We start from the raw sequence: 15,176 nt of genomic DNA, 5'->3' as shown, positions 1-15,176 counted from the left end.
GTTGTGTGTCTCATTTTTTATATGCAATTACGGTAACAATTAAATTCAGAACACACTTTTAAGGCGTGATAAAATAATTCAATTAAACAACTGCGATTTTGGCGCGATTGTACATTAATTCATTAAAAACTGCATTTGATTATCATTTGCAACGTTAATGCATCTAACAAACTTGGTCACATTTATTATGAATATAAAACAGCAAGATACTATTTACTTTTCAGGTGGCTGCCTGTGGGGCGTGCAAGAGTTTTTAAAGCACTTACCTGGTGTAATAAGTACTGAAGCAGGGCGGGCTAATGGAAAAAATGATAACACACAAGGCGAATACGACGGTTATGCTGAGTGTGTAAAAGTAATATTTAGTACAAAAGAGGTTAACTTAAACGAGCTGTTTGGCTTCTTTTTTGAGATTATTGATCCGTATAGCGTTAACAAACAAGGGGATGACGTAGGCCCTAAATATCGCACTGCCATTTATAGCAAAAGCCAAGATCATTTAAAGGTTGCTAGCAATTATATAAGCCAGCGAAGTGATGCCGATAAAATTGTGGTAGGGGTAGAGCTGCTAACTAACTACGTGCCAAGCGATCCTGAGCATCAAGACCGCTTAACTAATCACCCTGATGATTACTGTCATATACCGCTTGAGTTACTGCATAAGTATAAATCGTAAATTTAACGCGGTGTTTTTGTAGACGTGCAGCTTGCTGACGTGACGAGCGCAGCTCGTAATTTAAGGTTGAATATAGCGTTAGGTAAAGGTAAGTGATTAGAAGCTATCGCTTCTCGCGCAAGCAAGCTTAGCGCCTACAGGTAAAGTTTAATCCGGTGTTTATTTTGTTGACGTGCAGCTTGCTGACGTGACGGGCGTAGCTCGTAATTACTTTATTTTAAAAGTTCCAAAAATACACACCTACAAAAAAGCTCACATACTGTGAGCTTTTTCAAAATTTACTTATAGCTAATTTTAACTTACTGCTGCTTTTGCGGCGGGAAGTTACTTAAAATTTCGCTCACTGTTTTGTTAATTGATGCTTCACGCTTTTCTGGCGATTGATTTTTCTTTAATCGACCTTCTTTTGCGCCGCGCCATACTAGCTGGTTAGATTCACGATCTACAATATCGATAATCAGTGTACCCACTTCGTATTCACGCGCAGTTGTATCGCGTTGAAAACCAGTACCCCAATAACCCCAATGCGGGCGGTAGTTTATATTGAAGTTATCTACTTCAAGCTCTTTATCTACCGATGCATGATAGTTAACAAGTACATCAGCTTGCGCTGCATCAACTAAACTCATACCTAGTGTTTGGCTCAATTCTGCATTAACGGCAGTGCGAACACGCTTTTCCATTAGGCCATTAATTTGATAGTTATTTGTGTCTTTAGTTAGGCTGGCGTTTTCTACCCAAGCAAATGTTTTAAAATTACTAAAGTTAGCTGATTTATCGTAATCCCAATCTGGGGTTTGTGTACAGGCTGTAAGAAGTGCTAGCGCTGCAACAATAAGTATATTTTTCATTACGTTTGCTCCAATAAAATGCATTAATTTAAAATAACACACATAGTTTAAATGTGTATTATTTAAACGTCCTAAATATTAGTCTAATTGTCAGGGCGTGTTGACCTTTCGTGGTTGAATTTGCAGCAGTATGTTTGGTATTTGGGCAAGGCAGAGCCTATGTAGTGTGGTTATTCCCCATAAATAGGTGATAACGCAGCATAAATGCCAAACATGCGCTGCCCGAAGGGTTCTGCCTAGGGGCAATTAACTCTTTGTTGCTCGGTTTTTACTTAGCCCACTAGGTTACAAACCTCACGCCGCGATTAAATTGCCCCTAAATTGAACAAATTTCAATCCACAAAGGTCAACACGCCCTAAGGCTGAACGACTAATTAACCTCTGTTAATTAGTCATCAGTAAAAGTTTAATGTTCAACTTCAATCCAATCTTTTTCATCTACCCAGTTTTGTGCACCGTCTTTTACCGAGCGAATAGGCACAATGTAGTCACAACTTATTTGTGGTTTAACTGAGGCAAATATAGGCACAAAACCAAAGCTTAGTGCGGTTTCTATAATTGCTTTTTGATTTTGTGGGTCAATGTCGGCCGCTTCATCTATGTAAATAGGTATACGGTATAGGTTTTGTTCCTGGTCACTTAATAAGTAACGAATAAACAACATGCCACACAATAACTTAATCGTAATACGTGTGCCGTTTGAACCCGCCGAATCTATTTTTTCAAAGTGCTCTGTTTCACCTGCGCGGTTAACCACTTCAAATCGAATATCAAATAAATCGGTAAGTGTTAAGCCCGCTTTATCTGAGGCGAGTTTAATTAAGTGATCTTTCGCTTCGTTTACCGCATTTTCGCTGTACGGTTCTTGGCTAAGTAAATCAAGCGTGTCGCCTTGCTCAAACTGATGCGACGTGCTGATAATTGTATCTATACTATCAACCAGCATTTTGCGCGGTATGACGTTAATTTTAAACGCTTGCAGGTTTGAAATACGGTGCTGGCTTATGCCTTTATTAAAGCTATTCATTTCGCGGCGAAGGCGGTCTAAATCTTCTCGCAAGCCTTTAATAGTTGCGGCCACCTCGGTAAGCGCAACGCGTGCTTGGCGCTCAACAGCGTCGCGTTCGTTATCAATATTATGAAAGGCGCTTATTAGCTTTTGGTATTTAGTGTATTCGTCATTTTCGTTATCGAATTTAGTAATACCTGCGTTATACACATGCAAATAGGTGTTGCGCACGTTTATGTCAAAATTACGCAGCTCTTGGCAGTCTTTATTAAAATGATGAACAAGGTCGCTTAAGTTATCAAAGTCGACCGTAATATCAATCATGTACGGGGTCACTTTGCCGCTGTATAAATCAAGCGTGTGGTCAATTCGCTCGCTTTTAACTTGGCGTAAGCGCTCAGTTTGGCGATTAATTTGCTCTTGTTTCGATTTAATTAACGAGCGACGATCGGCAATTGAGCCACTATTTTTTTGAATATCTTGCAAGTAGTCGTCAACTTGTTCACGCTCAGCTAATAATTGCTCTTTTAGCGTGGCTTGCGCTTCAACCGACTGTTGCATTATATCAAACTGCTCTAAGCGTTTTAGGGCGCTCTCAGCGCTCATAAGCTCATCGTATAGCGCGTCTTTTTCTTTTTGCTTGTCGGCAACGTTTGCTGCAACATCGCGTTGTTGTTTAAATTCTTTAAGTGAATGCTCAAGTGCATTTAGCTGAGCGGTTAATTGCTCCTTGTTTTCGCCGCTTTGCATTTGCACCGGCGAGAGCTTTTTAAGCTTAATGCTCGCACCTGGCAGAGTTAGTACACCGCCTTTAACGTTTTCGCTAAGTAGCGATAAAAATTCACCAAACGCATCTTCGTCATCAATGGTTATATCGCCATTAGTGGTGGTTGCAAACGAGAGAATATCTGGGTTTAAAATCCGCGATATTTCTTCTACTTCTTTTAACGAGAGGTCTTCGCGCATGCGGGTAAACAAATTAAACTCAAGGTTTTTAAGTTGCAGCTTTAAGCTCTTAATTTGTTTTTGTGTTTCGCTAATGCGGTAGTCAAGCGTATGTAGGCTTTGCCCTTGTGCGCTGGTTATAGAGTGCGAAAGCGACTCGTAATCTTGCTTTAACTGAGTCAGGCTGGTTTTAAGCGTGGCTTTATTTACCAGTTCAAATTCGCTTTTAAGCGCATCGTAATCTAAAAACCACTGCTCAATTTGAGTTTGTCTGCGCTCTATATCACGCGATTGCTGTACGTATAGGCTTTGCTTTTGCTCAAACTCGTGTTTTTCGTGCTCTATATCTTCAAGCGCTATACCCAGCTCATTAAGTTGCGATTCTTGATAGGTATCAAAATCAATCAGTGCTTGGTCAATTTTAGGCGCATACGCGGCTAATTTACCTTTAAGCACGGTTTGGTTTTCAAGCATTGATTCAAGCGCGGCTATTGGCTCTTGCATTGACTCAAGGGCTTTTAATTCGCGTTTTGAGCGATTTACTTTATCAAACGAGCGACGCCATACTTCATAAAAATCGACCTTAGAGTTCGACATATGGCGTTCAAACACGCGTAGCATAAAGCGTTTTACGTCGCTTGCGCCTAATTTGTGTAAGTTAAGAATACGTCTAAATATTTCTTTATAAATAGAAGAGTCTTGCACATTATTAAGCGGGATCATTTTTAGGTTAATGTCGCCGTCAAAAGGCGTTGCGCCGCCAGTAAGTAGCGCGTTGAGCTCTTGTGCTTTAAGCTCAATAGGATTGTAATTAAGCGATTTTAAATGGTTGAACAGCTTGGTAAATTTAATAATAGTTTTACCTTGCGTGTACTGCTCTAAATCAAGCTTTCCTTGATAACAAAAGTACTGATGCGCGTAACCGGCAATTTTACCAAGTCCCGCAACGCCTATTACTACCGAGCCATGAGGCAAGTTAGCTTCTAGTAAAATGTACGACTGATCGGATGAAAAATAAAACTTACGGGTTTCATCTAAATCGTGTCCGTCCCATTCTGTTAAGCGTAAATCGTTAATAAGTGGAAACTGCAGGGCGTTAATAACCGAGCTTTTACCTGTGTTATTTGGCGCGCAAATAGAGCTGCTTTTATCAAGCGGGATCACACATTTTGCATAGCCTGCGGTGTTAAGTAGGGCGAGTTTACTTAGTCCGTATAGATTTTTCATTCCTCGTCCTCTGTAATATAGGTTTCTTCGTTTACTTCCATGAGTGCATCTATGTAGCGGTGAATTGGCGCTTGTAGCATAAAGCCGCCTTCTACTTCACGGGCTAAACCTAAGCGCACCATGCGCAGGTAAACGTCTTTGCGCAAATCAGATCCCGAAAATATCTCAAGCTGATCAAACAAATGTTTGTTAATTTGCACCAGCGTTTGCATAAGCTCTAAATCGTTTACGCCGTCAAACAATGCGCGCATTGGGTCTTTACCCGTATTGGCGTAGTGCTCAATTAAAATGTAAATAGTGAGCGCGATAGCGCGAGATATTTTGCCCATATTGGGTGTGCTTTCGTCGCTACCAAAATAATAAAAGCCACGGCTGTCGCGTTTTAAATCGTTACCTAAAGCGGTAAATAGGGCGGTGTAGTCTTCTATGTGTTGGTCAAGCTCTTGCCACATTACGTTGTCTTGCTCGCAAATGTGATAACCCGCTACTAATTTTTTATTAATGGCTTGTAGGTGGGTTAGCTCGTCTAAGTTTATGTGTGTCATGGTTTATTTACCTGCCTTTGAATCTGGCTGAGGCTCTGAATTAAATGGATATAAAGAAAAGTGCTGACCGGCAATTTTTACGCGGGCTTTTTCATCGCTTTGAATTATTTTAATATCGCTGTCGCTGACTAATTTTTGATACAAAAATAGCATTTCGTCGGCATCGAGATTTGGGTAGCTTTCGTCTAAAAATTGCAGCAAGGGCTGAGCCTTTTTGCGTTTTTTATTAAAGCGCTTAGCAAAGCTGGTTTTAACATCGTTGTAGTCAGGAATATTAGGCGTAACAAATGCAGGCACGTCTTGTTGATCTGGCAATTGGTATTCTTCGTGTTCAAATTCAACCAAGCTTGCCATGTAAGCCACAATATGACGTTGCTGACCAAGCGAATATCGCTGTGCGTCGCTCACAAAATGTGGCTGTACAGCACTTAGCATGTTGTCTACGCCATTTTTGCGCACAAGCCCAAGTACTTTGGCTGCTTGGCGAGTAATTAAGTTATTACGGCGTAACTCTTCGCGTAGCGGCATAAGCATGTCGGCACTTTTACGTAAGCTTTCTCTACCCACTAAATGCATTTCGAGTATACGGGTACGTAATTGCTCAAGCATGCGTTTGTCGTTGTACGCTTTACCTGAGCGCTCAATGTGCAGTATTTGCTTACTTATTTGCTCCTCAATGAGGGTAAAACATGCATGAAATTCACCGCGAATATCAACCATTTCAAGCATTGGCTCTATGTATTCGTCAAACGCTTCTATTACCGCTTTATAACGCTTTTGCAGCGATTGCACCGCATTATTTGATTTAGCTTGTTCAACAATATTTAAAATAGCGTTTTCGTTGTGCGTATAGAGCTTCATTATTTTACGCACCCGATCATCCATAATGCGGCTGTAGCGGCGTAAATCGTCAAAGTCTTCTATTTCGCCAGCGTTATCTAGGCGGTTACCTAAACGTGCTAGGTCGTCTACTAATACGCTAATTTCTTGCGCTAAGCCTAAATGCTCTTCTTGCAGTAAAAACGTAGCAAAATCGGCAATGGCACGATTTATTTCAAGCTGAGAAGATTTAGCCAGTGGAATTAAAATATCTTGGTTTAACAAACGATTTGTTTCTTTATAAATGCGTTCGTTTGACCACGTAGGCTGCTTTTGCTTAATCGCGTTTTGTACGTCTTTTAGGCTAAAGTCAGCCATTTTAAAACGTTTAAATAATAGCTCTAATACACCCCAATGTTCGGTTATGGTGTTTAGCAGCTTTTTAGCTGGGATCATAAGAGGTTACAACATCCTAGTATTTTATTATTGAGTTCTTTTAGAAGACTCATTATTACGTATTTTTAATTAACCTTGTCTGTATATAGTATTCGTTTTTAAGACCATTTAATAATAGTTTTTGCATAGAGGCAGTGCTAAAATTCGCGCCGAAAATAGGCACATGAAATGGAATGTTATTTGTGTGTTCTTTAAAACTATATCAAAGGTTGTTTAACTACCATGGTTTCCTCGATTATTCTAACCCTGATAGCGATTGCATTTTTACTGATCGTTATAGAAGATATAATCCATGTAAATAAAGCTAAAACCACGCTGTTTTTTGGTACGCTTTGCTGGATTCTTCTTTTTATATACCCTCTACACGGGCAAAGCCCCGATACAATTCAACATCTTTTAAATGAAAATATTTTAGAAATTGCCTCATTATGGCTGTTTTTAATGGCTGCAATGACCTTTGTAGCGTATTTAAATTCAAAGGGGTTTATAGAAAATATTGTGCACCGCGTTATGCCAAAAAGTATTAGCGAAAAAAAGCTCATGTTTTTGGTGGGTGGTTTTGCGTTTTTGTTTTCGTCGATTTCAGATAACGTAACAGCGACGCTTATATCGCTCGCGGTTGTTATGTCGTTAAAACTTGAACCTAAAAAACTCATTAAATACGCCACGCTTATTGTGTTTGGGGTTAACTCAGGTGGGGTATCGCTAATAACAGGTGACGTAACCACACTAATGATATTTTTAGATGGCAAAGTAACCATTGCTCATTTATTACTACTTATAGCGCCAGCACTTGCAAGCGTTATGCTGCTAGCCGCGTTACTGTCTATAGGTATGAAAGGGCGAGTTGAGTTTGCTGGTGCAGGTAAAACCCGCATTGAAAAAACCGACATAACCATTGCTGTTATATTTTTATCTACCGTAGTGAGCACACTTATGCTGAGTGTAGTTTACAGCGTACCGCCTTTACTCACCTTTTTGTTTGGCTTATCAGTGATGTTTTTAGTCGCGCAATTTTTAATGCGCAAAAAAGACATAAACAAAGACATAATCGACTTTGTTCGCGATATAGAATACGACACATTATTGTTTTTTGTAGGTGTACTTTTACTTGTAGGCGCACTTAAAGAAATTGGTATGTTGAGTAAATTTACCGACCTATATACGGTAATGGCACCCGAGTACGCAAACTACTTAATGGGCATATTATCAGCAGGGGTCGATAACGTACCGCTTACTGCTGCTTTATTAAAAGCCGATATAGTAATGAGCCAACAGCACTGGTTGTCGTTTACGTATGCAACGGGCGTGGGCGGTTCAATGCTTATCATTGGGTCGGCTGCGGGCATTATTGCCATGAGCAAAGTTAAAGCGCTTACCTTTATGAGCTACTTGCGTTTATCGCTGCATTTATTAATTTGTTACACGGTTGGGTATGCGGGCTCGTATTACATGGGCAGTTTTATTTAACTCATAAATTATTAAATGCTTGACAGCTAGACGTCTAAACGATAACTTTCAAAGCCCCGCTACTTAGTGGGGTTTTGTTTTATTGGCCATTGGTTAATAAAGCATTCAGAAGAGGTGCGATACTTAGGTACTTAATGTTAGGCGACGAAAGCCGATGATCATTAAGGAGGGAAGTACTCGCCGAGGAAAATAATGATACGTCGTCATTGTTTTTCGGTTTATGGGGCTGAATCCTCAAAACTGTCACCAATATAGGTGGAGAGCTTCTGGCAGTGGACTTATCTTCAAGCATTCCTTTGCCAAGTTCTTCTTGTTTTATTGCGATTTGGATATCGCGAAAGGAGACTAAATGACTACCCAATCAGCGCCACAAACAGTGCCTAAAACAGAGTTAAGCGCAAAATCAGATTACATCGTTGCCAAATTTGGCGGAACCAGTGTTGCAAACTTTGAAGCGATGAGTCGCTGTAGCGAAATTATTGTTGCAGATAAAAGCGTACGTATTGTTGCCGTGAGCGCTAGTGCCGGCGTAACTAACCACTTAGTTGCACTGTGTAAATCAAGTATTACCTCAAGTGAGCGCCAAGAACACATAAACGGCGTGCTTGCTATTCAACACGCTATTTTAGATGAGTTATCGCTAGATGCCGATTTAGCGGTTGGCTTTAACGAAACCCTAAAAGCATTTCAAACGTTGGCTCAAGAGTCACTAACAACCGATCAGCAACACGACGAGCTACTTAGCTTTGGTGAGCGTTTGTCGTCGTATTTATTTGCTCAGGTGCTGCGTTTACAAGGTTTAAACGCCGATCGCTTTGATGTGCGCAAGGTACTTAAAACCGACAGCCAATTTGGTAAAGCAACGCCCAATGTTGCAGCTACAGCGCAAGCCGCTAAAGAACATTTAATCCCGTTATTAGATGAGCAGGTAATTGTGACTCAGGGCTTTATTGGCAGCGACGAGTACGGTCAAACAACAACGCTTGGACGTGGTGGGTCTGATTACAGCGCCGCATTATTAGCTGAAGCAATTAACGCTAAAAGCGTGCATATTTGGACCGACGTAGTGGGTATTTTTAGCACCGACCCGCGTTTGTGCGCAAAAGCGACACCCATTGCACGTTTAAGTTTTGACGAAGCCGCCGAAATGGCGACCTTTGGCGCAAAAGTATTGCACCCAGCAACTATATTACCAGCAAGCCGAAGCCACATTAATGTGTTTGTTGGATCTAGCCGAGAGCCAGAGCGTGGCGGTACGTGGATTGAGCGCGAAAAGTCGCAGCAACCAGGTATACGCGCAGTAACGCAACGTAAAAACCAAATATTGCTTACGCTTAAAAGCCCAGAAATGCTACTAGCAAGCGGCTTTTTAGCACGCGTATTTACACTATTAAGTGAATACAATATATCGGTAGATCTGGTAACCACATCAGAAATCAGCGTAGCTATAACCCTTGATAACGCGCAAAACGCATCGCGCCCAGAGCTTGATCAAGAATGCCTAGATAAGCTTGCAGAGTTTTGCCATGTTTCGGTAGAAAACAACCTAACACTGGTAGCACTTATTGGCTCTGAGATTCAATTACGCCAACACGAAATGAACTTAATGAGTGTACTAAAAGACTTTAACATTCGATTAATTTGTCACGGTGCTAGTAAGCACAACTTGTGCTTTTTAGTAGAGCAAACTGAGTCAGATAACGTAGTGCAGTCTATTCATAGCCGTTTATTAGAAAACGATTTTGCTGCGTAAGTAATCGTTATTCAGGAAAAGCACCTAGTAAAGTTACCTAGTAAAACTACCTAGTAAAGTTACTTAACAAAGTCGGTTAATAAAAAGCATCGCCAGTCGGTGCTTTTTTTATGCACCACACTCACATCAAAACAAACATTGTTGTCACTGCTATCAGCTACAGTAATGCTATTACTGCAAGCGCTAAGCTTTGCACTATGTAATTCGTCAAACACATTGGGGCTAAGTAATTTTGCAATAGGGCGGCTGGTGGCTTTAGCAAGTGACTCTTTTAATGTCCAAATTCTAAAAAACGTATCTGCTTGGGCTTGGGTATTAGTAGGCTCAGTGATAAGTGTAATTTCATCATTATGATAAAAATGCTTAGCGAGCTTTTCAAACGGGCGCTTTAGGCTTACTTTTTCAATATCAAACCCAAACTCACTTTTATCAAAATTTAGCGCAACCCCAACTAAACCATGCGAGTGCGAAATACAGGTATTAATAACATCATCACCCACGTGTATTTGCAGTTTTGAGCTTGCCTCGTCAAATTCGGTACTCATTTTATTAAGCGCTACGTGCGCATATTGCGGCTGCGCTATTTTAATAAGGTGTTTTAACAATAACCGCGTAGCTAAATACTCTTGCTTAGCTTGCGGACTTTTACGGCGGTTTATAATAGTTAACTCAAATGGGCTTAAGCAATCGGGCAAATTAAAGTCACTAAGCTCAAGTGTTTTAGCATTAAATAATAAAATACTGTTACTCGCTAAAGACAAGTTTGCCAATTGAGTTGAAGTAATACTCAAGGCATTTTTAAAATAGTGTTCAGTCATAAAAGCCCTAAAGCAAAAGAAGTCGCTGATATTGTGAGCGGTTAGTGCCACTAATAAAGGCTGGGTACAATTTTATTACTCAGCTGGCATGAAATATGGTTTAATTCACAATAATCAAAATAATAACAGATTTGTAGATGTATGGCACAAGTGCGTGATGGGTTTCAAAGCCGACTTGGTTTTGTTTTAGCCGCTGCTGGCGCAGCAGTGGGTTTAGGTAATATTTGGGGTTTTCCTACGCAAGCGGCCAACCATGGTGGCGGTGCATTTTTACTGGTTTACTTTATTGTTATATTTTTACTTGCGCTTCCTGCGCTGTATACCGAACTTTATTTAGGTCACAAAGCACAAGCTAATCCTGTAAAAGCATTGGGCGATGCATGGCAAAACACTAACCGTAAAGTAGGTGCGGCAGCAGGTTATATTGGCCTTGCGGGCGCAGTTGTTATGCTAAGTTTTTATTCAATAGTGGCAGGGTGGATGCTCTCGTACGCTATTGAACCCATAACCACCTTTTTTGGGTTTACAGGCGCAAGCGAGTTTTTACATAGCGACTCAGTGCTGCGTAATTTTGTATTTACGCCGCTTATGCTTATTTTAACTGCCAGTATTATTTTAAAAGGTGTTAAATCGGGAATCGAAACCTGGTCGCGCCGTTTAATGCCACTGCTACTCGTATTGCTTGTTGGTTTAATTGCCTACATTGCAACACTTGATGGCGCAAGCGAAGGCTTTGCCGCGTATTTAATTCCTGATTTTAGCCAAATACTCGACCCTAATTTAATTATTGCTGCAATGGGGCAAGCGTTCTTTTCGCTCTCACTAGGAGTGGGTTGTATGATGATTTACGGCTCGTATTTACAACCAGATGCTAATTTACCAAAGCTTACAGTAGGTGTTGCCTTACTTGATACTGGCGTTGCTTTTTTAGCGGGGTTACTTATTATTCCTGCTATTTATGTGGCGCAGCACAACGGTGTTGAAGTATTTAGTGGTGGTAAACTGATTGGCGAAGGGCAGCTTATTTTTGCTATTTTACCTGAGCTATTTAGCACCATGGGTGAAATTGGTTTATTAGTCGGTTTATTGTTTTTTGTATTAATGTCTATCGCATCGGTTACGTCAACTATATCGACCACCGAAATTCCGGTAGCGTTTTTAGTTGAAAATCACAACGTTAGCCGCACCAAAGCAACATGGGCAGTAAGCGCCGTTGTACTTGTGTGTGCAAGCGCAATTATACTAAATTTTGATTGGTTATTTGGCTTAGTTATTATGCTATTTACCCAATACCAATTGCCGCTTATGGGCTTGTTTTACTTTATTACGGTAGGTTGGATGTGGCAGCGTGGTAATAAATTACATCAAGCAACAACCGGCGTACATTACTGGTTTGCTCAGTATATTCGTTTTGTTTGCCCAATATTAATGACCTTGGTATTTGCAAACGTTGCCTTTGGTTAATTTTATCTAAGCCCTAAAATAAATTAATAAAGCGAAGTGAGTTTAAAACGCACTTCGCTTTTTTTGTGCCTGTTATTTAGGTGTAGCCAAGGTCTTTATAAAACCTCATTAGTCAGAGGCCTACCTTCATTTACTTCAAGCGCGTTAAGTAGGGTTGTGTTTGCTATTTCGGTGAGTGCTTCTTGGGTAAAAAAGCCCTGATGGCCTGTTACTAAAACATTTTTAAAGCTCACTAAGCGAGAAAATATATCGTCTTGGTTTATTTCGTCACTATGGTTTTTAAAAAACAGCTCCGACTCTTGCTCGTAAACGTCGAGCCCTAAATACCCTAGTTTTTTAGTTTTAAGTGCATTAATGCACGCTTTGCTGTTAAGCAGTGCACCGCGAGAGGTGTTAATAAGCATAACGCCGGTTTTCATTTTACTAAATGCCTCATCATCTATTAAATGATGAGTTTGCTCCGTTAGGGGGCAATGCAAAGAAATCACATCGCTTTGGCTAAGTAAGGTATCTATATCGGTAATTGTATAATTGCCAGGTTGTGCGTAGGGGTCGCACACTAATACTTTAGCGCCAAAGCCATTTAAAATGTTGCACAGCGCAAGGCCAATTTTACCGCAACCTACAATACCCACGGTTTTATTGTGCAAGTTAAAGCCTAGTAATCCGTTTAAATCAAAATTGTCTTCGCGTACGCGGTTATACGCTTTATGGGTTTTACGGCTAAGCGTTAGCATAAGTGCAATACAATGCTCGGCTACTGCTTCTGGGCTGTATGCTGGTACGCGTAATACTTTAATTTTATGTGCTTTTGCTGCAGGTAAATCAACATTATTAAATCCTGCACAGCGTAGCAAAATAGTATTTATGCCTTGGCTTGCCAGTTGCTCAATAACGGCGGCGTTTACGGTGTCGTTAACAAACACGCATATGGCATCAAACCCGTTTGTTAAAATGGCCGTTTGTTCGCTCAGGGCTTGTTCAAAATACGTTATTTTTATATCGCGGTGACCGCGTGTACTTTGTTCAAAAAAAGGCAGTTCGTACTTTTGAGTACTAAAAAAAGCAATGTTCATGGTAATAGCCTCGACGCTTAAGGAGTATTATTTATTACTAATACAATAAACTACTTTATAAACCTGTGCTTTAGTAACACGCATTTTATTGATTTAAATTAAGCCCTAATTTATGCCTTAGCCGACGTAAACAAAGGTATTTTTGACGATACTTTTTTACCACCTCTGGCAGCGCTTAACTTTGCGGCTTGCAGTAGGTTGCTTTCTATTACTTGTTTAAGTGTTTCGGGCTTAGTACGTGGTGCATAGCGTGCAACAAGTTGCCCTTGTGAGTTAATTAAAAACTTAGTGAAATTCCACTTAATTGCACGATTTTGCGAAATACCCCGCGTATGCGACTTTAAATAATTAAACAACGGATGTGTTTCTGGCCCATTTACCATTACCTTACCAAATACCTCAAACGAGGTATTAAATTGATCTTGGTAAAAGTCTTTAATGGCTAAATTATCAAGCGGCTCATTTTGGCCAAACTGGTTACACGGAAACGCAAGCACAGTAAAACCATTGCTTTTGTATTGCTGATAGAGCTTTTCGAGCGCATTTAATTGCACCGAAAAATTACACTTACTCGCTGTATTAACAATAAGGACGGTTTTGCCCTGTAATTGGCTAAGAGAAAAATTTTCGCTGTTAAAAAGTGGTGCATTAAATTGATAAATATTATCCATAGGTTACCTACTTACCTTTCCCGCTAAGGAAATTTTATAAAGACTTTCATTCGCTTTTTTATCGACCGGTTGACATAATCGAGGTCTAGTTTCTAAGTTATCAGTTAAATAGGTCATTTTTATGTCAATGAAAGTCGCATTTATAGGTTTAGGCGTAATGGGTTACCCAATGGCGGGGCATTTAGCAAAAGCAGGGCACAGCGTATGCGTTTATAACCGTACTCAAGCTAAAGCTCAAACGTGGACTGCAGAATTCTCAGGAAGCTTTGCATCAACCCCGCGCGAAGCTGCCAGCAATGCCGACATTGTATTTATGTGTGTTGGTAACGATGACGATTTACGCTCAGTAGTGTATGGCGACGACGGCGTGTTAGCGGGCATGTTACCGCACACTGTTTTGGTTGATCACACCACAACTTCTGCCGAAGTAGCACGTGAAGTCGCTGCAAAAGCGGCTCTGCAAAATATCGACTTTATAGATGCGCCTGTATCGGGCGGACAAGCTGGCGCCGAAAACGGCGTATTAACGGTTATGGCGGGTGGTAGTGAAGCTGTATTTGCTAAAGTACAGCCAGTTATGGCGGCGTTTAGTCGTTTTAGCCAATTACTAGGCGGCGTTGGCTCGGGACAACTTTGTAAAATGGTTAATCAAATTTGTATTGCTGGTGTAGTGCAAGGTTTAGCCGAAGGCTTACATTTTGCCAAGCAAGCTGGGCTTGATGGCGAAAAAGTTATAGAAACCATTTCTAAAGGTGCTGCCGGTTCGTGGCAAATGGAAAACCGTTATAAAACAATGTGGGCAGGGGAATATGAGTTTGGTTTTGCCGTAGATTGGATGCGTAAAGATTTAGGCATTGCACTCGATGAAGCTAAAAACAACGGCGCTACTTTACCAATGACCGCAACGGTCGATCAATACTACGCCGATGTACAAGCACTCGGCGGCGGCAGATACGACACCTCAAGTTTACTAGCACGCATTGAAGCACTGCATAAAAAGTAACGCTGTAGACGCGAAGCTTGCTTGCGTGACGGGCAAAGCCCGTAAAGTGATTTATTCACAAAGAGGTTTAGAGGCGCTGCGCTTTTAGAGGAAGTAATAAGTCTAAAACGGTTGTTGCTTTTATGTTTACTTATTTATTTCTCATTCGCTTCTCTTTGTGAATAGAGTTTTATTTAAGTAATTAAAAGCTGTGCTTTTCACGTGAGCAAGCTCTACGTCAAAGTGTAGATATCAGTTTTACTTTGTAGACGCGAAGCTTGCTTGCGTGACGGGAAAAGCCCGTAAGATTTATTCACAAAGAGGTTATGAGGCGCTGCGCTTTTAGAGGAAGTAATAGATCTAAAAAACTATTGTTTTTATGTCTTCTCATTTACTCCTCATTCGCTTCTCTTT

General features: G+C 40.6%; 12 protein-coding genes and 1 riboswitch. Of the genes, 5 read left to right on the top strand and 7 right to left on the bottom strand.

Going from position 1 to position 15,176, the window contains the following annotated elements; translation table 11 throughout:
- Positions 1-187 precede the first annotated feature (187 nt).
- Positions 188-676 carry a peptide-methionine (S)-S-oxide reductase gene (locus I6F47_RS05115; protein ID WP_197183464.1) on the top strand — a complete coding sequence of 163 codons (489 nt, stop codon included), beginning with the start codon at positions 188-190 and terminating at the stop codon, positions 674-676.
- A gap of 299 nt (positions 677-975) precedes the next feature.
- On the opposite strand, the gene I6F47_RS05110 is transcribed toward I6F47_RS05115, so the two are convergent.
- The 4 genes from I6F47_RS05110 to I6F47_RS05095 all read right to left on the bottom strand — a co-directional run bounded on the left by I6F47_RS05110 (position 976) and on the right by I6F47_RS05095 (position 6,528).
- The gene (locus I6F47_RS05110) at positions 976-1,527 is read right to left on the bottom strand and encodes a DUF4136 domain-containing protein (RefSeq protein ID WP_007581899.1); all 552 of its coding nucleotides are present in this window, start codon (positions 1,525-1,527) and stop codon (positions 976-978) included.
- Positions 1,528-1,933: 406 nt separating this feature from the next.
- Positions 1,934-4,708 (bottom strand): ATPase, encoded by a 2,775-nt coding sequence (locus tag I6F47_RS05105; RefSeq protein WP_197183463.1) that lies wholly within the window; start codon positions 4,706-4,708, stop codon positions 1,934-1,936.
- Complete coding sequence (locus I6F47_RS05100) at positions 4,705-5,253, bottom strand: condensin complex protein MksE (RefSeq protein WP_197183462.1); 549 nt, start codon at positions 5,251-5,253, stop codon at positions 4,705-4,707. The genes I6F47_RS05105 and I6F47_RS05100 overlap by 4 nt, the downstream gene beginning before the upstream one ends.
- Before the next feature lie 3 nt (positions 5,254-5,256).
- Positions 5,257-6,528 (bottom strand): hypothetical protein, encoded by a 1,272-nt coding sequence (locus I6F47_RS05095; RefSeq protein ID WP_197183461.1) that lies wholly within the window; start codon positions 6,526-6,528, stop codon positions 5,257-5,259.
- Positions 6,529-6,750: 222 nt separating this feature from the next.
- On the opposite strand from I6F47_RS05095, the gene nhaD reads away from it, so the two are divergent.
- Together nhaD and lysC are read left to right on the top strand one after the other, a co-directional pair.
- Entirely contained in the window at positions 6,751-7,998 is a 1,248-nt protein-coding gene (gene nhaD, locus I6F47_RS05090) for a sodium:proton antiporter NhaD (RefSeq protein WP_007375803.1), read from the top strand.
- A gap of 101 nt (positions 7,999-8,099) precedes the next feature.
- A riboswitch (Lysine riboswitch) is annotated at positions 8,100-8,272 on the top strand.
- Positions 8,273-8,347: 75 nt separating this feature from the next.
- Complete coding sequence (lysC, locus tag I6F47_RS05085) at positions 8,348-9,751, top strand: lysine-sensitive aspartokinase 3 (protein ID WP_197183460.1); 1,404 nt, start codon at positions 8,348-8,350, stop codon at positions 9,749-9,751.
- 59 nt (positions 9,752-9,810) lie between these two features.
- Here the strand turns inward: lysC and I6F47_RS05080 are convergent, their stop codons facing one another.
- Positions 9,811-10,569: a 4'-phosphopantetheinyl transferase family protein gene (locus I6F47_RS05080; RefSeq protein ID WP_197183459.1), complete on the bottom strand. Its 759-nt coding sequence runs from the start codon at positions 10,567-10,569 to the stop codon at positions 9,811-9,813.
- 141 nt (positions 10,570-10,710) lie between these two features.
- On the opposite strand from I6F47_RS05080, the gene I6F47_RS05075 reads away from it, so the two are divergent.
- The gene (locus I6F47_RS05075) at positions 10,711-12,033 is read left to right on the top strand and encodes a sodium-dependent transporter (RefSeq protein WP_197183458.1); all 1,323 of its coding nucleotides are present in this window, start codon (positions 10,711-10,713) and stop codon (positions 12,031-12,033) included.
- Between the two features lie 95 nt (positions 12,034-12,128).
- Here I6F47_RS05075 and I6F47_RS05070 read toward each other — a convergent pair whose 3' ends face one another.
- A complete protein-coding gene (locus I6F47_RS05070; protein ID WP_197183457.1) occupies positions 12,129-13,109 on the bottom strand; it encodes a 2-hydroxyacid dehydrogenase in 981 nt (326 codons plus the stop codon).
- A gap of 110 nt (positions 13,110-13,219) precedes the next feature.
- Positions 13,220-13,780, bottom strand: a complete 561-nt coding sequence (locus tag I6F47_RS05065) for a glutathione peroxidase (protein ID WP_197183456.1) — start codon at positions 13,778-13,780, stop codon at positions 13,220-13,222.
- A gap of 121 nt (positions 13,781-13,901) precedes the next feature.
- Between I6F47_RS05065 and I6F47_RS05060 the strand changes: the two genes are divergently transcribed.
- Positions 13,902-14,783 carry an NAD(P)-dependent oxidoreductase gene (locus I6F47_RS05060; RefSeq protein ID WP_197183455.1) on the top strand — a complete coding sequence of 294 codons (882 nt, stop codon included), beginning with the start codon at positions 13,902-13,904 and terminating at the stop codon, positions 14,781-14,783.
- The last annotated feature ends 393 nt before the right edge of the window (positions 14,784-15,176 follow it).

Origin of the sequence: Pseudoalteromonas sp. NZS37, assembly GCF_015864265.1 — a bacterium.
Taxonomy (GTDB): domain Bacteria; phylum Pseudomonadota; class Gammaproteobacteria; order Enterobacterales; family Alteromonadaceae; genus Pseudoalteromonas; species Pseudoalteromonas arctica.
This window is presented reverse-complemented; position numbering and strand designations above follow the sequence as displayed.